This is a genomic window from Acinetobacter sp. YH12070, from assembly GCF_013419625.1.
Taxonomy (GTDB): Bacteria; Pseudomonadota; Gammaproteobacteria; order Pseudomonadales; family Moraxellaceae; genus Acinetobacter; species Acinetobacter amyesii.
The window spans coordinates 1-18010 of record NZ_VOZT01000023.1 but is presented as its reverse complement, the minus strand read 5'-3'; the positions used below and the strand labels follow the sequence as shown (position 1 = coordinate 18010).

Below are 18010 nucleotides of genomic sequence, written 5' to 3'. Positions count from 1 at the left end.
AAATAACGTGAATTTAAATACTGTTTCCGGCTCTGCTGTTGAGTTATCTGAAGTTGCGTTTGGTCGTGATTTTAACGAAGCTCTTGTACACCAAGTTGTTACAGCTTACTTAGCTGGTGGTCGTCAAGGTTCTAAAGCGCAAAAATCACGTGCTGACGTTTCTGGCGGTGGTAAAAAACCTTTCCGTCAAAAAGGTACTGGCCGCGCTCGTGCTGGTTCTATTCGTAGCCCAATCTGGGTTGGCGGTGGTAAAACTTTTGCTGCTCGTCCACAAGACTGGTCTCAAAAAGTAAACCGTAAAATGTATCGCGGTGCTATGCAATGCATCCTGGCTGAGCTTGTTCGTCAAGATCGCCTTGTTTTAGTTGAAGAGATTGCAGTTGCAGCTCCAAAAACTAAAGAATTGCTTGCAAAACTTAACGACTTGAATGCACCTCGTGCATTAATCGTTACAGATGCTGTTGATGAGAACTTGTATCTTGCTGCTCGCAACATTCCACACGTTGATGTGGTTGATGCTGCTGCAATCGATCCTGTTAGCTTGATCGCGTTCGATAAAGTTGTTATGTCTGTTGCTGCTGCTAAGAAAATTGAGGTAGAACTCGGATGAACAACGAACGTATCTATCAAGTCCTACAAGGACCTGTATTCTCAGAAAAAGCACAAGTTTTAGGCGAAACTGCTGGTGTTCAAGTGTTCAAAGTTGCACTGGATGCAAACAAACTTGAAATCAAAAAAGCTGTTGAGCAACTATTTGGTGTTCAAGTTGTTAAAGTTAACACAACGATCACTAAAGGTAAGACTAAACGCTTTGGTAAAACATTAGGACGTCGTTCTGATGTTAAAAAAGCATACGTCACCCTGAAAGCTGGCCAAGATGTTGAAATGGCTGACTTGGGCGATACCGCTGAAAACGCAGCGGAATAAGGACGAAAATTATGCCGATTCAAAAATGTAAGCCAACGTCTCCAGGACGTCGCTTTGTAGAGAAAGTGGTTCATAACCACCTTCACAAAGGCGCGCCATATGCTCCGTTGGTTGAAGCTAAAAAACGTACTGGCGGTCGTAATAACAACGGTCACATTACAACTCGTCACGTTGGTGGTGGTCATAAACAGCACTACCGTATCGTAGACTTCAAACGTAACAAAGACAGCATCCCTGCTGTAGTTGAGCGTATTGAATACGATCCAAACCGTACAGCTCATATTGCTTTATTGAAATATGCTGACGGTGAACGTCGCTATATTATTGCACCTAAAGGCCTTCGCGCTGGTGATCAAGTTCAATCTGGTAACGATGCTCCAATCCGTCCAGGTAACTGCTTGCCACTTCGCAACATGCCTATCGGTTCTACTCTTCACAACATCGAGCTTAAAATCGGTAAAGGCGCACAATTAGTACGTTCTGCTGGTACATCTGCTCAATTGTTGGGTCGTGACGGTTCTTACGCTATCATTCGTCTTCGTTCAGGCGAAATGCGTAAAGTACACGTTGAATGCCGTGCTGTGTTAGGTGAAGTTTCTAACTCAGAAAGCAACCTTCGTTCACTTGGTAAAGCAGGTGCATCACGCTGGCGTGGCGTTCGTCCTACCGTACGTGGTATGGCGATGAACCCAGTAGACCATCCACATGGTGGTGGTGAAGGACGTAACAAAGGTATTCAACCTGTAAGTCCATGGGGTCAAAAAGCTAAAGGGTACAAAACACGTACCAACAAGCGTACGACTAAGATGATCATTCGCGACCGTCGCGTTAAGTAACAAGTAAAGGAATCTGACAATGCCTCGTTCTCTGAAAAAAGGCCCATTCGTCGATGCGCACTTGTTCGCTAAGGTTGAAGCGGCTATCGCGGCTAATAACCGTAAGCCGATCAAAACTTGGTCGCGTCGTTCGATGATCTTACCGGATTTTGTTGGTCTAACAATTTCTGTACACAATGGCCGTAACCATGTTCCAGTGATCGTATCTGAGCATATGGTTGGTCATAAATTAGGTGAATTCGCGCCAACTCGTACCTATCGTGGTCACGGTGTTGACAAGAAGTCTAAACGTTAATAGGTGCTATGATGGAAGTAACTGCTAAATTACGCGGTGCCGCTATCTCGGCACAAAAAGCACGTTTGGTTGCAGACCTAATTCGCGGCAAATCTGTTGCGCATGCTTTAAATATCTTAAACTTCAGCAACAAAAAAGCTGCAGTTTTAGTTAAAAAAGCATTGGAATCTGCGATTGCAAACGCTGAACACAATAACAGTTTAGATGTAGACGACCTTAAAGTTTCTACGATCTACGTTGATGAAGGCATGAGCCTGAAACGTATTTTGCCACGTGCTAAAGGCCGTGCAGATCGTATTACTAAGCGTACTTGTCACATTACCGTTAAGGTAGGGGTTTGATATGGGTCAGAAGGTTCATCCAATCGGTATCCGCCTAGGTGTTGTGAAACGTCATAACGCTAACTGGTATGCGAATCCGAAACAATATGCTGAATATTTGCTAAAAGATCTTCAAGTTCGTGAGTTTTTAACTAAAAAACTTAAGAATGCGATGGTTAGCAATATTCTTATCGAACGCCCTACAGGCGCAGCTAAAGTAACTATTAGCACTGCACGTCCTGGTATCGTGATCGGTAAAAAAGGCGAAGACATTGAGAAATTACAACGCGAATTAACAGCCATTATGGGTGTTCCTGCGCAAGTAAGTATCAACGAAATCGATCGCCCAGATTTAGACGCTCGTTTAGTTGCTGAAGCAATCGCTTCTCAATTAGAAAAACGTGTAATGTTCCGTCGTGCTATGAAGCGTGCGGTTCAAAACTCTATGCGTGCTGGTGCTAAAGGTATCAAAGTAGAAGTTTCAGGCCGTCTAGGTGGTGCTGAGATTGCTCGTACTGAATGGTATCGTGAAGGTCGTGTACCTCTTCATACTCTTCGTGCTGACATCGACTATGCTACTATGCGTGCTGAGACTACTTACGGTACGATCGGCGTTAAAGTATGGATCTTCCGTGGTGAGATCTTGGGCGGCATGAAACAAGTCATGAACCCAGCTCCAGCTGAAGAACGTCCAGCTAAACGTGGTCGTGGTCGTGGTGAAGGTCAAGAGCGTCGTGGTCGTCGCAATGATCGTTCTGCTGAAAAAGGAGAATAATCCATGTTACAACCTAAACGTACTAAATTCCGTAAAGTGCAAAAAGGCCGTAACACTGGTCTAGCACATCGCGGTAGCTCAGTATCTTTTGGTACTATTGCACTTAAATCAATTGAACGTGGTCAAATGACTGCACGTCAAATTGAAGCAGCGCGTCGTACAATCAGCCGTCGTATTAAACGTGGTGGTAAGATCTTTATCCGTGTTTTCCCAGACAAACCAATTACTGAAAAACCATTAGAAGTTCGTATGGGTAAAGGTAAAGGTTCTGTGGAATACTGGGTTTGCCAAATCAAACCAGGTAAAGTCTTGTACGAAATTGATGGTGTTAACGAAGAACTTGCTCGCGAAGCATTTACGCTTGCTGCTGCAAAACTTCCGTTTAAAACCACTATCGTGACTCGGACGGTAATGTAATGAAAACTAATGATCTACGTGAAAAGTCGGTAGAAGAGTTGACAGCTTTGCTTGATGAGCAACAGCTTAACCAATTCCGTCTTCGTATGGCGAAAGCAACTGGTCAATTGGGTAAATCGCACGAAGTTGCACTTACTCGTAAAACTATTGCTCGTATTAAGACACTCCTAACCGAAAAACAGGGGAACGGACAATGAGTGAACAAACAGTTCGCACGTTAACCGGTAAAGTAGTTAGCGACAAGATGGACAAGTCTATCGTTGTTCTTATCGAACGCCGCGTTCAACACCCGTTGTATGGCAAATCAATCCGCCGTTCAACTAAATTACACGCTCATGATGAAAACAATGTTGCTAAAGTTGGCGACGTAGTAAGCATCAAAGAAAGCCGCCCAATTTCTAAAACTAAGTCTTGGACTTTAGTTGAAGTTGTTGAAGCTGCTGCTGAGTAATTAAACGTTCTTGCATCATCGGTCAATTTCGAGTACTCTTTGAGCCTTTCGAAATTGCGACCGGTGATGCTCGGTTTTGGAGTAGGGCAATGATTCAAACCGAAAGTATGCTCGACGTAGCAGACAACAGTGGTGCTCGCCGCGTACAATGTATTAAAGTACTTGGTGGTTCACATCGTCGTTATGCTTCTGTTGGCGACATTATTAAAGTTACTGTAAAAGAAGCTATTCCACGCGCACGTGTTAAAAAAGGTGACGTGATGAATGCTGTAGTTGTACGTACAAAATTCGGCATCCGTCGTGCAGATGGTTCAGTTATTCGTTTTGACGATAACGCAGCTGTTATTTTGAACAACAACAAAGCGCCGATTGCAACTCGTATTTTCGGACCAGTGACTCGTGAACTTCGTACTGAACAGTTCATGAAAATTATTTCATTGGCTCCTGAAGTTCTATAAGAGGCACTCATGGCTAAGATTAAAAAGGGCGATCAAGTAATTGTGATCGCAGGTAAAGAAAAAGGCAAACAAGGTACTGTTTTGTCTGTTTCAAATGACCGTGTTAAGGTTGAAGGCCTTAACTTGGTAACGAAGCATCAAAAGCCTAACCGAGCTACTGGCGCTGAAGGCGGCATCGTAACTCAAGAAGCTGAGCTTCATATCTCTAACGTGGCAATTTTTAATGCTACAACCCAAAAGGCTGACCGTGTTGGTTACCAAGTGATTGAAGGCGTGAAAACTCGCGTATTCAAATCTAATGGTGAATCAGTGGCGGTAGCGAAGTAATAGGTTGACTAGGCAATGGCCAGACTTAAAACGCGTTACAACGACGAACTTAAGGCTCAATTAAAAGAAACATTGGGCGTTAAGAATGTGATGGATATTCCTCGCATTACAAAAATCACCATCAACATGGGTGTTGGTGCTGCATCAGCTGACAAGAAATTGTTAGATGGCGCTCTTTCTGATATGCAAGCAATTGCTGGTCAAAAACCAGTACTTACTTTGGCTCGTAAATCTATCGCTGGTTTCAAAATCCGTGATGGTTGGCCGATCGGCTGTAAAGTTACTTTACGCGGCGAACGTATGTACGAATTCTTAGACCGTTTGATCTCTATCGCGATCCCTCGTATCCGTGACTTCCGTGGTTTCTCTGCGAAATCATTCGATGGTCGTGGTAACTACTCAATGGGTCTTAAGGAACAAATCATGTTCCCTGAAATCGATTTTGATAAGATTGATCGTATTCGTGGTATGGACATTACCATCACTACGACTGCTCGCACCGATGACGAAGGCCGTGCGCTTATGCGTGCATTCGGCTTCCCGTTCAAATAAGAGGTCGATATGGCTAAGAAAGGTATGATTAATCGCGAATTGAAACGCGAAGCTACTGTTGCTAAATACGCTGCGAAACGTGCTGAATTAAAAGCAATTATCGCAAACGTAAATGCATCAGACGAAGAACGTTTCGAAGCGATGATGAAATTTCAAGCATTACCACGTAATGCGTCTCCAGTACGTCTACGTAACCGTTGTGGTTTAACTGGTCGTCCTCATGGTTACTTCCGTAAGTTCGGTTTAAGCCGTAACAAATTACGTGAAACAGTAATGCAAGGTGATGTACCGGGCGTTGTTAAGGCAAGCTGGTAAGGAGCACTATAAATGAGTATGCAAGATACCGTTGCCGACATGCTAACACGTGTTCGTAACGCACAAATGGCAAAGAAACAAACTGTTTCTATGCCAAACTCAAAGTTGAAAGTTGCGATTGCTAACGTACTTCAACAAGAAGGTTATATCGCTGATGTAGCTGTTGCTGACAATGAAGGCAAAGCGACTTTAACGATTACTTTAAAATATTTCGAAGGCAAACCAGTTATCGATACTGTGAAACGCGTAAGCCGTCCTGGTCTACGTCAATATCGCGGTAAAGATGCACTTCCTAGCGTTAAGCAAGGTTTAGGTATTGCAATTGTTTCTACAAGCAAAGGCATCATGACTGATCGCGCTGCACGTGCTGCAGGTATCGGTGGTGAAGTTATTGCTTTTGTTTCTTAATAGGTGATTCCTCATGTCTCGTGTGGCTAAAGCCCCAGTAACTGTACCTAACGGTGTTACAGTTACTCAGAACGGCCGGCAGGTCGAAGTGAAAGGCAGCAAAGGTACATTGTCTTTCAACCTGCATGCGCTGGTCGAGCTAAAACAGGAAGACGGTACTCTAGTTATTGCTCCTAAAGCTGAATCTAAAGATGCTTGGATGCAAGCTGGTACTGCTCGCGCTGTGCTTAACAACCTTGTAAAAGGTGTTAACGAAGGTTTCGAACGTAAGTTACAGCTTATCGGTGTTGGTTATAAAGCTGCGGTTAAAGGTAACATTGTTAACCTTAACCTTGGTTTCTCTCACCCGATCGACTACAACCTTCCTGAAGGTGTAACTGCAGAAACTCCTACTGCAACTGAAATTGTACTTAAATCAGCTGATAAAGCTAAATTAGGTCAAGTTGCTGCAGAAATCCGTGGTTACCGTCCGCCAGAGCCTTATAAAGGTAAAGGTGTTCGTTATTCTGACGAAGTTGTACTTCGTAAAGAAGCTAAGAAGAAATAAGGCGCGAGGTTCTTATGAACGAAAAGAAACAATCCCGTTTGCGTCGTGCGAAAAGCACACGCTTGCACATCCGTGCATTGGGTGCGACTCGTTTGTGTGTAAACCGCACTCCGCGTCACATCTATGCTCAAGTTATCTCTGCAGATGGTGGCAAAGTATTAGCGCAAGCTTCTACTTTAGACGCTACTCTACGTGCTGGTACTACTGGTAACGTTGAATCGGCTCAGAAAGTTGGTGCTTTAATTGCAGAACGTGCTAAAGCGGCTGGTGTAACTAAAGTTGCATTTGACCGTTCTGGTTTCAAATATCATGGTCGTATCAAAGCCTTGGCTGATGCTGCTCGTGAAAACGGCTTGGAGTTCTAATCATGGCTAAAGTTGAACAAAACGAAGGTCTTGTTGAAAAGCTGGTTGCCGTTGATCGTGTAGCCAAAGTTGTTAAGGGTGGTCGTATCTTCTCTTTCACAGCATTAACTGTTGTGGGTGATGGTAATGGTCGCGTAGGTTTTGGTCGTGGTAAAGCACGTGAAGTTCCAGCTGCTATTTCTAAAGCACTTGAAGCTGCTCGTCGCAACATGATTACTGTTGACCTTGTTGACGGTACTGTTCAGCACCCTATCAATGCTCGTCACGGTGCAAGCCGCGTTTACATGCAACCTGCTTCTGAAGGTACTGGTGTAATTGCTGGTGGCGCTATGCGTGCAGTTTTAGAAGCTGTAGGTGTACGTAACGTATTAACTAAGTGTTATGGTTCTACTAACGCTGCTAACGTAGTAAACGCAACTTTTAACGGTTTGCGTGATATGACTTCTCCTGAGAAAGTTGCTGCGAAACGTGGTTTATCAGTAGCACAAATTCAAGGGTAATCAATCATGAAAACGATTAAAGTTACCCAGACTAAATCTTCATCGCACCGCTTGAAAAATCACAAGCTTAGCCTTAAAGGTTTAGGTCTGCGTCGTATTGGTCATACAGTTGAAGTGCAAGATACGCCTTCTAACCGTGGTATGATCAACCAAGTTTACTATATGGTTAGTGTAGAGGAATAAGCCATGACTCTGCGTTTAAATACAATTGCACCTGCAGAAGGTGCTAAACGTGACAACCTTCGTTTAGGCCGTGGTATCGGTTCTGGCGTTGGTAAGACTGGTGGCCGTGGTGTCAAAGGTCAAAACTCACGTAAGAGCGGTGGTACACGTCCTGGTTTCGAAGGTGGTCAAACTGCGTTATATCGTCGTTTACCTAAATTCGGTTTCACTAGCCAAATTGCTTTGAAAACTGCTGAAGTACGTTTATCAGAACTTGCTAAGGTTGAAGGCGACATCGTGTCTCTTGAAACTTTAAAAGCTGCTAACGTTGTACGTAAAGATATGTTGCGTGCACGCATCGTACTTTCTGGTGAAATTACTCGTGCATTCACTGTTCAAGGTGTTGCATTGACTAAAGGCGCTAAAGCTGCTGTTGAAGCTGCTGGCGGTAAAGTCGAGGAGTAATCCCCAGTGTCTATGACTCCTAGTTCAACAGGTCATGTTAACATGATGAAAGGCCAACCTTTTCATGTGAAATATCGTGAAATTATTCGCCGTATGATGTTCCTCATCGGGGCGTTGTTGGTTTTTCGACTGGGAGCACATATTCCAGTACCGGGCATTAACAATGCCGCACTAGAGAATCTGTTTAATGCAAACCAAGGTACGATCCTTGGTTTGTTTAACATGTTCTCAGGTGGTGCATTAGAGCGTATGTCAATTCTTGCTCTTGGGATTATGCCGTATATCTCTGCATCGATTATCGTGCAGTTAATGTCTACGGTTGTTCCTTCGCTGGAAGCTTTAAAGAAAGAAGGCGAACAAGGTAAGCGTAAGATCAATCAATATACGCGACAAGGCACATTGTTTCTTGCACTTGTGCAAGCTGTTGGGATGTGTGCAGGTCTGATTAGTCAAAATATTACTTTGACTAGTGGACTTGCTTTTTACGTTCCTGCTGTAACTTCTTTGGTTGCAGGTACAATGTTCCTGATGTGGTTAGGTGAGCAAATTACTGAGCGTGGAGTAGGGAATGGTATTTCCATGATCATCTTCGCTGGTATCGTTGCTGGTTTGCCGAACTTGGTTCTGCAATCTTTAACCTCAGTAGATAATGGGCAATCAAGTTTAATTGGTCTTGCAATCTTTGCATTGCTATCTGTTGCAGTGTTAGCAGCAATTGTGTTTATTGAGAAGGCGCAGCGTCGCATTCCAGTAAACTATGCTCAAAAACAACAAGGTCGTCGTGTATTTACTGCTCAGCAAACACATTTACCATTAAAAATTAATATGGCGGGTGTGATTCCTGCAATTTTTGCGAGTTCATTGCTATTGTTCCCAGCGAGCTTAGGGCAATGGGTTGGCAGTGCAGACCCAAATGCTGGTGTGATTAAACGTGGCCTACAAGATTTGGCACTCGTATTGTCGCCGGGTCAACCGATGTATTTGGTGCTATTTGGTGCATTAATTATCTTCTTCTGTTACTTCTATACTGCGCTAGTATTTAGCCCGAAAGAAGTGTCAGAGAATTTAAAACGTAGTGGTGCTTATGTACCGGGTATTCGTCCTGGTGAGCAAACTGCACGCTATTTAGATCATATTTTGAATCGTTTGACTTTTATTGGCGCGGTTTATATCACAATCATCTGTTTAATGCCGATGATTCTACAAAGCTCATTTGGTATTCCATTTAGCTTAGGTGGTACGTCTTTACTGATCGTAGTGGTGGTGGTGATGGACTTTATGGCTCAGCTCCAAGCTCATCTCACATCGCATCAATATGACAATCAATCGTTAATGCGTAAAACGACTGCTCATCCGAAAGGATAAGCGCACTTAGAGGTTTCATTATGAAAGTTCAAGCTTCTGTAAAGAAAATTTGTGGTAGCTGTAAAGTTATCCGTCGTAATGGGGTTATTCGCGTAATTTGCAGCGCAGAACCTCGTCATAAGCAGCGTCAAGGTTAATCTGATCAAGACCTGTTGATTTCAGTAGGCTAATTAGGTTATTATCCGCCCCTCAAAGATTTTGTCGGGCGGTTGATTATCTTAACTGCCTTTTTGGAGAAAATTGAATGGCTCGTATTGCCGGTGTAAACATTCCGGATAACAAGCATGCTGTTATCTCTCTAACGTACATTTTTGGTATTGGTCGCCACACTGCAAAAGCTATCTTAGCTGCTGCTGGTATTGCGCCAACAACTAAAATTCGTGAATTAGATGACGCTCAGCTTGATGCGATTCGTGCAGAAGTTACTAAGGTTCCTACCGAAGGTGATTTACGTCGCGAAATTTCCATGAACATTAAACGTTTAATGGATTTAGGCTGCTACCGCGGTCTTCGTCATCGTCGCAGCTTGCCTGTCCGTGGTCAACGCACCAAAACTAACGCACGTACCCGTAAAGGTCCGCGCAAACCTATTAAGAAATAAGATTTCTGGAAGCTAAAAGATGGCTAAAGATACTCGCACACGCAAGAAGGTCACTCGTACCGTCTCTGAAGGTGTTGCACACATTCACGCTTCTTTTAATAACACCATTGTGACTATTACCGATCGTCAAGGTAATGCACTGGCTTGGGCTACCTCTGGTGGACAAGGCTTCCGTGGATCACGTAAATCAACTCCGTTTGCTGCTCAGGTAGCTGCTGAAGTTGCTGGTAAAGCTGCTTTAGATTACGGTTTGAAAAACTTGGACGTCCTTGTAAAAGGTCCTGGTCCAGGTCGTGAATCTGCGGTTCGTGCTTTAGGTGCAGTGGGTTATAAAATTAACAGCATTACCGATGTGACGCCAATCCCGCACAACGGTTGCCGTCCACCTAAAAAACGTCGCGTGTAAGGAGAAACATTCATGGCTCGTTATATTGGTCCAAAATGCAAACTCTCTCGCCGCGAAGGGACAGACCTGCAATTAAAATCTGGCGTTAAACCATTTGACGTCAAAACAAAAAAAGCTGCTAAAGCACCTGGCCAACATGGTGGCGCTCGTGGCGGCAAACAATCTGAGTACTCACTACAATTACGTGAAAAACAAAAAGTACGTCGTATGTACGGTGTTTTAGAGCGTCAATTTAGTAACTACTACAAAGAAGCTGCTCGTGTTAAAGGCGCAACAGGTGAAAACTTGTTGAAACTTCTTGAAAGCCGTCTAGATAACGTTGTTTATCGCATGGGTTTTGGTTCTACACGTGCAGAAGCTCGTCAGCTTGTATCTCACCGTTCAATCACTTTAAATGGTCGTCGTGTTAACATCGCGTCAATCCAAGTTAAAGCTGGTGACGTTGTTGCAGTTCACGAAGGTGCTAAACAACAATTGCGTATCAAAAACGCAGTTGAGTTAGCGACTCAACGTGGCATTCCAGCTTGGATTGAAATTGATCATTCTAAATTGGAAGGTACGTTCAAAGCTGCACCAGATCGTTCTGATTTACCTGCTGAAATCAACGAAAGCTTGATTGTAGAATTGTATTCTAAATAATCCTTGAGGTAGCAATAATGACGCGTACTGCAAATGAGTTTCTAACTCCGCAAGCGATCAAGGTCGAAGCGGCAAGCGGGACCTCGGCAAAAGTTATTCTAGAACCATTAGAGCGTGGCTTTGGTCATACTCTTGGTAATGCTTTACGTCGTATCCTTTTGTCTTCTTTACCTGGCGCAGCCGTGGTTGAAGTAGAGATTGAAGGTGTCGAGCACGAGTACAGTACTTTGGAAGGCTTGCAGCAGGACATCGTCGAGCTCTTGCTGAACCTAAAAGGATTGTCTATTAAGCTGTTCGATCAAAATGAAGCTTATCTGACATTGGAAAAACAAGGTCCTGGCGACGTTACAGCCGCTGACCTTCGTTTACCACACAATGTTGAAGTGGTTAACCCTGAACACTTGATCGGTACTTTAAGTGCTTCTGGCTCATTAAAAATGCGCCTGAAAGTTTCTCAAGGTCGTGGTTATGAGACTTCTGATTCACGCTTCCCTGAAGGCGAAACTCGCCCAGTGGGTCGTTTACAATTAGATGCTTCTTACAGCCCAATCAAACGTGTGTCTTACACAGTGGAAAACGCTCGTGTAGAACAACGTACTGACCTTGATAAATTGATCATTGATCTTGAAACCAACGGTACTGTTGATCCTGAAGAAGCAATCCGCAAAGCGGCAACAATCTTGCAACAACAAATTGCAATTTTTGTTGATCTTCAGAAAGATCAAGCACCAGTTGCTCAAGAGCCTCGTGAAGAAGTTGATCCGATTTTGCTTCGTCCAGTAGATGATCTAGAGCTTACTGTTCGTTCTGCTAACTGTTTGAAAGCAGAAAATATTTACTACATTGGCGATCTTGTTCAACGTACTGAAGTTGAGTTGCTTAAAACTCCTAACTTAGGTAAAAAATCGTTGACTGAGATTAAAGATGTTCTGGCATCGAAAGGCTTGCAATTGGGCATGCGTTTAGAGAACTGGCCACCGGCTAGCCTCCGCATGGACGATCGCTTTGCTTATCGTAGCCGTTAATTAAGTAGGACTATCACCATGCGTCATCGTAATAGTGGTGTGAAATTAGGCCGTACAAGCAGTCATCGTAAAGCGATGTTCCAAAACATGGCTAATTCTTTGTTCGAACACGAGTTAATTAAAACTACTGTTCCTAAAGCAAAAGAATTACGTCGTGTTGCTGAGCCTTTAATCACTTTAGCTAAAGTCGATTCTGTAGCAAACCGTCGTTTAGCGTTTGCTCGTACTCGTTCAGCTGCAACTGTTGGTAAATTATTTACCGTTCTTGGCCCTCGTTACAAAGAACGTAACGGCGGTTATCTACGTGTTCTTAAAGCGGGCTTCCGTGCAGGTGATGCTGCACCGATGGCTTACGTTGAGCTAGTAGATCGCGAAGTTAACTAATTTCGTGAAGAGCAGCGTACGTTGTTCTAAAAAAGGTCGGTTTTTAACCGACCTTTTTTAATGCCTGCAGTTTTGTATTGGCTGTATATTGTTAGACAATAATTCAATTTGTCCTTAAAAGATAAAAATAAATCGCCTTTTGCTTAAACTTGACATTGTGCATTGTCAAAAATGTGATTTAATAAATATAAATCTAAGATAGGTTAAAAGAACAACATGGAAAAACAAGTTGATATTCTCATTGTAGGTGCAGGGATCTCTGGTGTAGGTTTGGCTGCTCATCTTTCAAAAAATTGTCCAAATCGTTCATTTGAAATTATTGAACGACGTGAAAGTTTCGGTGGTACATGGGATCTTTTTAAATATCCGGGTATTCGTTCTGATTCGGATATGTCAACTTTTGGCTTCAATTTTAAGCCGTGGAAAAAATCTAGTGTGCTTGCTGATGGGTCTTCGATTAAAGGCTATCTTTCTGAAGTGATTGATGAATATAAGATTAAAGAAAAAATTCATTTTCAGCACCGTGTTGTGAGTGCGAACTACGATTCACAAACTCGTAAATGGTCTGTTGTTATTGAAGATGCAAAGAAGAAACAACAAACCTGGGTTGCAAATTTCGTCTTTGGCTGTACGGGTTATTATAATTATGACCAAGGTTTCCAACCTGAGTTTAAAGGGCAGGAAAACTTTAAAGGTACCTTCATTCATCCACAACATTGGCCTGAAAATTTTAATTATGCAGGCAAAAAAGTTGTGATTATTGGTAGTGGCGCAACAGCAATTACCCTTGTGCCAGCAATGGCAAAAGGCGGTGCAGGGCATGTGACTATGCTACAGCGCTCTCCGACCTATATTGCCTCAGTACCTTCTATTGACATCATTTACGACAAAATGCGTAAAGTATTACCTGAAGATGTTGCTTATAAACTTACCCGTGCACGAAATATCGGTGTCCAACGGGCTGTTTATGCTGTTGCACAAAAGCAACCTAAATTACTCCGTAAATTTTTATTAAAATCAATTGAGTTGCAGTTGAAAGGTAAAGTGGATATGAAGCACTTTACCCCAGATTACAATCCTTGGGATCAGCGCCTTTGTGTGGTGCCAGATGGTGATTTGTTTAAAATTTTACGCGAAGGCCGTGCATCTGTTGAAACCGATCAAATTAAAAGTTTTACTGAAAATGGCATTCAATTAAAATCAGGTAAACATTTAGAAGCGGACGTGGTGATTTCAGCTACAGGACTCAACATTCAAATTCTAGGCGGGATCAGTGCCACAATCGATGGACAGCCACTGAATACCTCTAAGCATATGTTGTACCGTGGCGTGATGGTCAGTGATGTACCAAATATGGCGATGATTATTGGCTATATTAATGCTTCATGGACTTTAAAAGTCGATATTGCTTCTGAATACATCTGTAAATTGATTAACTATATGGATCAAAATGGTTATAACCAAGTGATTCCACAAGGTGATGCGACCGAGTTGTTAGAAGATACGGTGATGGGAAGTTTGACGTCAGGCTATATTGCACGTGCAGCGGATGTGATGCCAAAACAGGGTAAACATGCACCGTGGAAAGTCAGTAACAACTATTTGGCAGATCGTAAAGAATTAAAGCATGCTTCATTTGAAGGTGGAGTGCTGAAATTTGAAAAAAAGTCAGATCAAGTGGCGGCTAAACCCAGATTAGTTTCTTAAGTCAGTTATAGAAAAAGGAGCATCATGCTCCTTTTTTTTGCTTTAGATGAGTGACTTTAGGGTTTTATTTGATGCGCTTTATTTGTTGAAAAATATATCATGTTGAAATAAGGAAAAGCACACAGGGTTAATGTGAATATTCAAGAACATTCAGAATTTATAAAATTAAATGCTTATGAGCTATATACCAAAGCTTGGCAGCCTGAAACTACAGATAAAGATGCAACTTTGGCTCCGATTATATTGATGCATGATTCACTAGGCAGTGTTGATTTGTGGCGTGATTTTCCTGCGCAATTGGCTGCTGAGTCTTGCAGAACGGTGATTGCCTATGATCGGTTGGGCTTCGGGAAATCATCAGCGAACCCTGATCCATTAAGTACTGATTTTGTCTATGCCGAAGCACAGCGGAGCTTTAGGGCGCTTCTTCAACATTATTCCATTCAACAGTTTATTGTTATGGGGCATAGTGTCGGCGGGGGAATGGCAGTCGTCATTGCCACTACATACCCTGAACAATGTCGAGCTCTGATCTCCATAGCTGCGCAGTATGAAGTGGAAGAACTGACATTATCGGGTATACGTGAAGCCAAAACAGGTTTTGCGCAGCCGGGACAGCTTGAACGCTTGGCTAAATACCATGGGGATAAAGCCCAATGGGTTTTGGATGCTTGGACTGAAACTTGGCTCTCACCGAGTTTTCGTCAATGGAACCTCGAGCAATATGTTGGAAAAGTACAGTGTCCAAGCTTGATCATCCATGGAGAACTGGATGAATACGGGACGACAGCACAAGCTCAGAAACTTTTTTCGGGTATACAAGGTGATGCTGAGCTAGAGATTTTGGAAGGGCTTCATCACATGCCGCACAAAGAGCAACCCGCATTGGTCGCTGCACTCATCTGTGATTTTGTGAATGATTTAAGTTGATATCGAAAGAATATAAAAGCCCATCCGATGATGGGCTTTGTTGTTATAAAGAGCGGGAAATCAGCTCTTTCATAATTTCATTGGTACCGGCATAGATACGGTTGGCACGGTTGTCGATATAAGCCCGTGCAATTGGATATTCAAGCATATAGCCATAGCCGCCATGCAACTGCAGACATTCATCCACGACTTTGGAGAACATTTCTGAAATTTTGTATTTAGCAGCTGCGGCTGCGTCAATACCGAGCTGTTCCTCAAGTTGCAGCTCCATACATCGGTCTAGATAAGTTCGACAAAAATCGATTTCAGTGCGTAGCTCTGCCAATTTAAAACGGGTGTTTTGGAAACTAGATACGGTCTTGCCAAATGCCTTACGCTCTTTGGTGTATTGAACAGTGTGCGCAAAGGCTGCTTCTGCACCGGCTTGGCAAATAATCGCGACCAACATACGTTCCCAAGCCAATTCCTTCATCAGCATCATAAAGCCCATACCTTGCATGCCAAGTAAGTTGCTTTTAGGGACGCGGACATTGTCAAAGAACAGTTCACAGGTATCCTGACCTTTCATGCCAATTTTATTTAAAGGTTTGCCTTTGCTAAAACCGACGCGATCTGCCTCGACGATAATTAGCGATAAATTAGCTGAACCTTTTTCACTATTACCTGTCTTGCAGACCACAATTGCCATGTCACATAAATAGCCATTGGTGATAAAGATTTTTGACCCATTAATAATATAGTCATCGCCATCTTCTGTAGCGGTTGTGCGTACCGCTTGTAGGTCTGAACCTGTGCCCGGTTCGGTCATTGCAATGGCAGTCACGGTTTCGCCAGATGCCATTTTCGGCAGCCAATGCAGCTTTTGTTCTTCATTGCCAAAGTTATGAATATAATTGGCCACAATGTCGGAATGCAGTGAAAAGCCAGTAGAGGAGTCCATAGCATAGGCCTGCTCTTCAATCAGAATCATGCTATAGAGTCGGTCTACACCATAGCCACCGTAAGCTTCGGGCATGGTCGGGCAAAGTAAGCCCATGGCACCGGCTTTATTCCATAAGTCACGGTCAACGTGTTGCTGATTTTCGTATTTTTCGATATTAGGTATGACTTCTTTTTCATAAAATTTTCGTACTGTTTCACGAAATGCATCATGTTCTGCATTAAATAATTGACGTGGCAGCATGTTGTTGAGTGGGCGAATCGCTCCAGATTGCATTTTGAATATCCTATTCATTTTTATGGCTTTGTCTTCAACTTATAAGATGCAGCGTGTGACTGCAATGTGCAGAACATTCAAAAGCAAGAATTGCGATGAAGCATTCGGTCAATCTTTGAAAACACTCCACTTCAATGGGGTGGATGAGTTACACTAGACGGGTTCAACGATTGGGGAAGACAATGACTGATGAAATCAGCTTAGAAGAGCGTAAAGTGATCTACCGCGCACGTCGTGGTTTAAAAGAGATTGATGTTTATTTTGATCCCTACGTCAAAAATTACTATTTACAAGCCGATGCAGCTGAAAAAGACATGTTTGCAGAACTCGTTGCTGCAGAAGATCCAGATTTGTTGGATTGGTTTATGGAAGTTAGTGAACCGCCACGTCCTGAATTAAAAACGTTTATTCAAAAATTAAAACATTACGTTCATGGATAATCGGCAATTCAAACTGAAACGCAGTTTTTTATCGCATGCGTTTCAGTTTTTTATTTTTGCGGTATTGATGACGCTGCTTTATCAGTTACTAACACCTATGCTTTGGGGGGTATTTTTCCTCATTGGACTAGTGGTTTATGTACTGTTTTTCCGTAAGCATTTACACGTCACCAGTCTAGATTATTTGGATGGAACTGATTGGTCTTTGCAACGGCTCAACCGTCCAGTGCAACGCGTTCAAATTAGCCATATTTTGGATCATCAAATGTATATCGTGGTGTATTTTATGCATGCGCGTGCAAAACCAGTGATTATTTGGCGCGATCAATTGTCATTGAAACAGTGGAAATCACTCAAAGTATTGGCCAAAATGATCTAATTGTTAGACAGCCTTAATTTTTAAAATTCAATAAAATGAAAATATTTCATTATCTTATATTGCAGGTAAAATAATCTTGTCTGACAGGATTGGATTTTATTGGCAAAATATTTAAATTGTCTGACAATTTTAAGCTGTGCGGTGATTCTCTGCCTATATATTAGCCTTACCAACAGCCGTTAAAGGAAATCATCATGATGATGCCAACTTGGATGTTTCTGGTAATAGCGATTGTGTTAGCAATTGTTATAGGACGACTAGGAACAGTGCTGAAGGAACAGTTAACTCAAAAATAAGCAGTCAAACGCTTTCACAGTTAATAAGTAGCATGTGCCGAACCGTCGCTATGCTACTTTTTTTTTGCCTAAAATTTAGTCTTTCTAAAAAATCAGTCAATTGCATTCAGCGTGATTCATGGCACAGTGTGTCGTTCAAATTAGAGCAAATACTCTTTTATTCATTTTTTGCTTCTGATATGTTTGTCGTGATGGACATAAACACAATTATAGAGGACAGGAAAATGTCGAGCGTCCAAAAAATATGCCAGGGTGTGGCAGTTGTAGCAATAACAAGTACATTATTCGCGGGTTGTTCACAGGTTGTAAAAACCGGTGCTAATGTTGCACTCGGATTTACCGAAAAACCTCTGTACACGACAAATTTCATAGGATCCTTGTCCTATCAGGCTTTTTCTTTCTTAAAATTGCTAGCACTTTCTTAAATTCTTCTTTTTTTCCAAAACCAATCAAACGTAGAATAGCCATTTGAACATAGTCCAAACCGTAGCGAAATAAACTT

Annotated in this window: 31 protein-coding genes and 2 pseudogenes; 31 read left to right on the top strand and 2 right to left on the bottom strand. The window is 42.6% G+C overall.

Annotated elements, in window-relative coordinates; genetic code table 11:
- Positions 1-7 precede the first annotated feature (7 nt).
- The 28 genes from rplD (at position 8) to FTU17_RS08590 (ending at position 15177) form a co-directional block, all read left to right on the top strand.
- Positions 8-610 carry a 50S ribosomal protein L4 gene (gene rplD, locus FTU17_RS08725; RefSeq protein WP_078189279.1) on the top strand — a complete coding sequence of 201 codons (603 nt, stop codon included), beginning with the start codon at positions 8-10 and terminating at the stop codon, positions 608-610.
- Entirely contained in the window at positions 607-927 is a 321-nt protein-coding gene (rplW, locus tag FTU17_RS08720) for a 50S ribosomal protein L23 (protein ID WP_005012992.1), read from the top strand. Before rplD ends, rplW begins: the two co-directional genes overlap by 4 nt.
- A gap of 11 nt (positions 928-938) precedes the next feature.
- The gene (gene rplB / locus FTU17_RS08715; RefSeq protein ID WP_078189278.1) at positions 939-1763 is read left to right on the top strand and encodes a 50S ribosomal protein L2; all 825 of its coding nucleotides are present in this window, start codon (positions 939-941) and stop codon (positions 1761-1763) included.
- 19 nt (positions 1764-1782) lie between these two features.
- Positions 1783-2058 (top strand): 30S ribosomal protein S19, encoded by a 276-nt coding sequence (gene rpsS / locus FTU17_RS08710; RefSeq protein ID WP_004281508.1) that lies wholly within the window; start codon positions 1783-1785, stop codon positions 2056-2058.
- A gap of 11 nt (positions 2059-2069) precedes the next feature.
- A complete protein-coding gene (rplV, locus tag FTU17_RS08705; protein ID WP_035265103.1) occupies positions 2070-2399 on the top strand; it encodes a 50S ribosomal protein L22 in 330 nt (109 codons plus the stop codon).
- A 1-nt stretch (position 2400) separates the two neighbouring features.
- The gene (gene rpsC, locus FTU17_RS08700; RefSeq protein WP_078189277.1) at positions 2401-3153 is read left to right on the top strand and encodes a 30S ribosomal protein S3; all 753 of its coding nucleotides are present in this window, start codon (positions 2401-2403) and stop codon (positions 3151-3153) included.
- A gap of 3 nt (positions 3154-3156) precedes the next feature.
- Entirely contained in the window at positions 3157-3570 is a 414-nt protein-coding gene (rplP, locus tag FTU17_RS08695) for a 50S ribosomal protein L16 (protein ID WP_078189276.1), read from the top strand.
- On the top strand, positions 3570-3767 hold the full coding sequence (gene rpmC / locus FTU17_RS08690; protein ID WP_005012982.1) for a 50S ribosomal protein L29: 198 nt from the start codon (positions 3570-3572) through the stop codon (positions 3765-3767). The genes rplP and rpmC overlap by 1 nt, the downstream gene beginning before the upstream one ends.
- Entirely contained in the window at positions 3764-4021 is a 258-nt protein-coding gene (gene rpsQ, locus FTU17_RS08685; RefSeq protein ID WP_078189275.1) for a 30S ribosomal protein S17, read from the top strand. Before rpmC ends, rpsQ begins: the two co-directional genes overlap by 4 nt.
- 89 nt (positions 4022-4110) lie before the next feature.
- Positions 4111-4479 (top strand): 50S ribosomal protein L14, encoded by a 369-nt coding sequence (rplN, locus tag FTU17_RS08680; protein WP_005012978.1) that lies wholly within the window; start codon positions 4111-4113, stop codon positions 4477-4479.
- A gap of 9 nt (positions 4480-4488) precedes the next feature.
- Positions 4489-4806 carry a 50S ribosomal protein L24 gene (rplX, locus tag FTU17_RS08675; RefSeq protein ID WP_078189274.1) on the top strand — a complete coding sequence of 106 codons (318 nt, stop codon included), beginning with the start codon at positions 4489-4491 and terminating at the stop codon, positions 4804-4806.
- A gap of 15 nt (positions 4807-4821) precedes the next feature.
- Positions 4822-5358, top strand: a complete 537-nt coding sequence (gene rplE, locus FTU17_RS08670; RefSeq protein WP_067762907.1) for a 50S ribosomal protein L5 — start codon at positions 4822-4824, stop codon at positions 5356-5358.
- Positions 5359-5367: 9 nt separating this feature from the next.
- Positions 5368-5673, top strand: coding sequence for a 30S ribosomal protein S14 (rpsN, locus tag FTU17_RS08665; RefSeq protein ID WP_067762906.1), 306 nt, complete (start codon positions 5368-5370; stop codon positions 5671-5673).
- A gap of 12 nt (positions 5674-5685) precedes the next feature.
- Positions 5686-6081, top strand: coding sequence for a 30S ribosomal protein S8 (rpsH, locus tag FTU17_RS08660; protein ID WP_078189273.1), 396 nt, complete (start codon positions 5686-5688; stop codon positions 6079-6081).
- A 13-nt stretch (positions 6082-6094) separates the two neighbouring features.
- The gene (gene rplF, locus FTU17_RS08655) at positions 6095-6628 is read left to right on the top strand and encodes a 50S ribosomal protein L6 (RefSeq protein WP_078189272.1); all 534 of its coding nucleotides are present in this window, start codon (positions 6095-6097) and stop codon (positions 6626-6628) included.
- A gap of 14 nt (positions 6629-6642) precedes the next feature.
- Positions 6643-6993: a 50S ribosomal protein L18 gene (gene rplR, locus FTU17_RS08650; RefSeq protein ID WP_067762903.1), complete on the top strand. Its 351-nt coding sequence runs from the start codon at positions 6643-6645 to the stop codon at positions 6991-6993.
- A gap of 2 nt (positions 6994-6995) precedes the next feature.
- On the top strand, positions 6996-7493 hold the full coding sequence (gene rpsE, locus FTU17_RS08645; RefSeq protein WP_067762902.1) for a 30S ribosomal protein S5: 498 nt from the start codon (positions 6996-6998) through the stop codon (positions 7491-7493).
- Between the two features lie 6 nt (positions 7494-7499).
- The gene (gene rpmD / locus FTU17_RS08640; RefSeq protein WP_005012961.1) at positions 7500-7676 is read left to right on the top strand and encodes a 50S ribosomal protein L30; all 177 of its coding nucleotides are present in this window, start codon (positions 7500-7502) and stop codon (positions 7674-7676) included.
- Positions 7677-7679: 3 nt separating this feature from the next.
- Positions 7680-8120, top strand: a complete 441-nt coding sequence (gene rplO, locus FTU17_RS08635) for a 50S ribosomal protein L15 (protein ID WP_180135115.1) — start codon at positions 7680-7682, stop codon at positions 8118-8120.
- A gap of 45 nt (positions 8121-8165) precedes the next feature.
- Entirely contained in the window at positions 8166-9485 is a 1320-nt protein-coding gene (gene secY / locus FTU17_RS08630) for a preprotein translocase subunit SecY (protein WP_171263746.1), read from the top strand.
- Positions 9486-9505: 20 nt separating this feature from the next.
- Positions 9506-9622 (top strand): 50S ribosomal protein L36, encoded by a 117-nt coding sequence (gene rpmJ / locus FTU17_RS08625; protein WP_000867907.1) that lies wholly within the window; start codon positions 9506-9508, stop codon positions 9620-9622.
- 107 nt (positions 9623-9729) lie between these two features.
- The gene (rpsM, locus tag FTU17_RS08620; protein WP_078189269.1) at positions 9730-10086 is read left to right on the top strand and encodes a 30S ribosomal protein S13; all 357 of its coding nucleotides are present in this window, start codon (positions 9730-9732) and stop codon (positions 10084-10086) included.
- Positions 10087-10105: 19 nt separating this feature from the next.
- Positions 10106-10492 (top strand): 30S ribosomal protein S11, encoded by a 387-nt coding sequence (rpsK, locus tag FTU17_RS08615; protein ID WP_001040166.1) that lies wholly within the window; start codon positions 10106-10108, stop codon positions 10490-10492.
- Between the two features lie 12 nt (positions 10493-10504).
- A complete protein-coding gene (rpsD, locus tag FTU17_RS08610) occupies positions 10505-11131 on the top strand; it encodes a 30S ribosomal protein S4 (protein WP_078189268.1) in 627 nt (208 codons plus the stop codon).
- A gap of 17 nt (positions 11132-11148) precedes the next feature.
- Positions 11149-12156 (top strand): DNA-directed RNA polymerase subunit alpha, encoded by a 1008-nt coding sequence (locus tag FTU17_RS08605; protein ID WP_004650465.1) that lies wholly within the window; start codon positions 11149-11151, stop codon positions 12154-12156.
- Positions 12157-12174: 18 nt separating this feature from the next.
- Positions 12175-12540: a 50S ribosomal protein L17 gene (gene rplQ, locus FTU17_RS08600; RefSeq protein WP_005012953.1), complete on the top strand. Its 366-nt coding sequence runs from the start codon at positions 12175-12177 to the stop codon at positions 12538-12540.
- A 216-nt stretch (positions 12541-12756) separates the two neighbouring features.
- On the top strand, positions 12757-14247 hold the full coding sequence (locus FTU17_RS08595; protein WP_180135114.1) for an NAD(P)/FAD-dependent oxidoreductase: 1491 nt from the start codon (positions 12757-12759) through the stop codon (positions 14245-14247).
- 132 nt (positions 14248-14379) lie between these two features.
- Positions 14380-15177, top strand: a complete 798-nt coding sequence (locus FTU17_RS08590; RefSeq protein WP_373683914.1) for an alpha/beta fold hydrolase — start codon at positions 14380-14382, stop codon at positions 15175-15177.
- A gap of 43 nt (positions 15178-15220) precedes the next feature.
- On the opposite strand, the gene FTU17_RS08585 is transcribed toward FTU17_RS08590, so the two are convergent.
- Complete coding sequence (locus FTU17_RS08585) at positions 15221-16393, bottom strand: acyl-CoA dehydrogenase family protein (RefSeq protein WP_180089578.1); 1173 nt, start codon at positions 16391-16393, stop codon at positions 15221-15223.
- 182 nt (positions 16394-16575) lie between these two features.
- Here FTU17_RS08585 and FTU17_RS08580 point away from each other — a divergent pair, with 182 nt between their 5' ends.
- The 3 genes and pseudogenes from FTU17_RS08580 to FTU17_RS17735 all read left to right on the top strand — a co-directional run.
- Positions 16576-16833 carry a succinate dehydrogenase assembly factor 2 gene (locus FTU17_RS08580; RefSeq protein WP_078189264.1) on the top strand — a complete coding sequence of 86 codons (258 nt, stop codon included), beginning with the start codon at positions 16576-16578 and terminating at the stop codon, positions 16831-16833.
- On the top strand, positions 16826-17212 hold the full coding sequence (locus FTU17_RS08575; protein WP_180089580.1) for a hypothetical protein: 387 nt from the start codon (positions 16826-16828) through the stop codon (positions 17210-17212). Before FTU17_RS08580 ends, FTU17_RS08575 begins: the two co-directional genes overlap by 8 nt.
- 520 nt (positions 17213-17732) lie before the next feature.
- A pseudogene (locus tag FTU17_RS17735) lies at positions 17733-17855 on the top strand (hypothetical protein); the annotation flags it as partial.
- Positions 17856-17874: 19 nt separating this feature from the next.
- On the opposite strand, the pseudogene FTU17_RS08570 reads toward FTU17_RS17735, so the two are convergent.
- Positions 17875-18010 (bottom strand): annotated as a pseudogene (locus FTU17_RS08570) (IS4 family transposase); the annotation flags it as partial.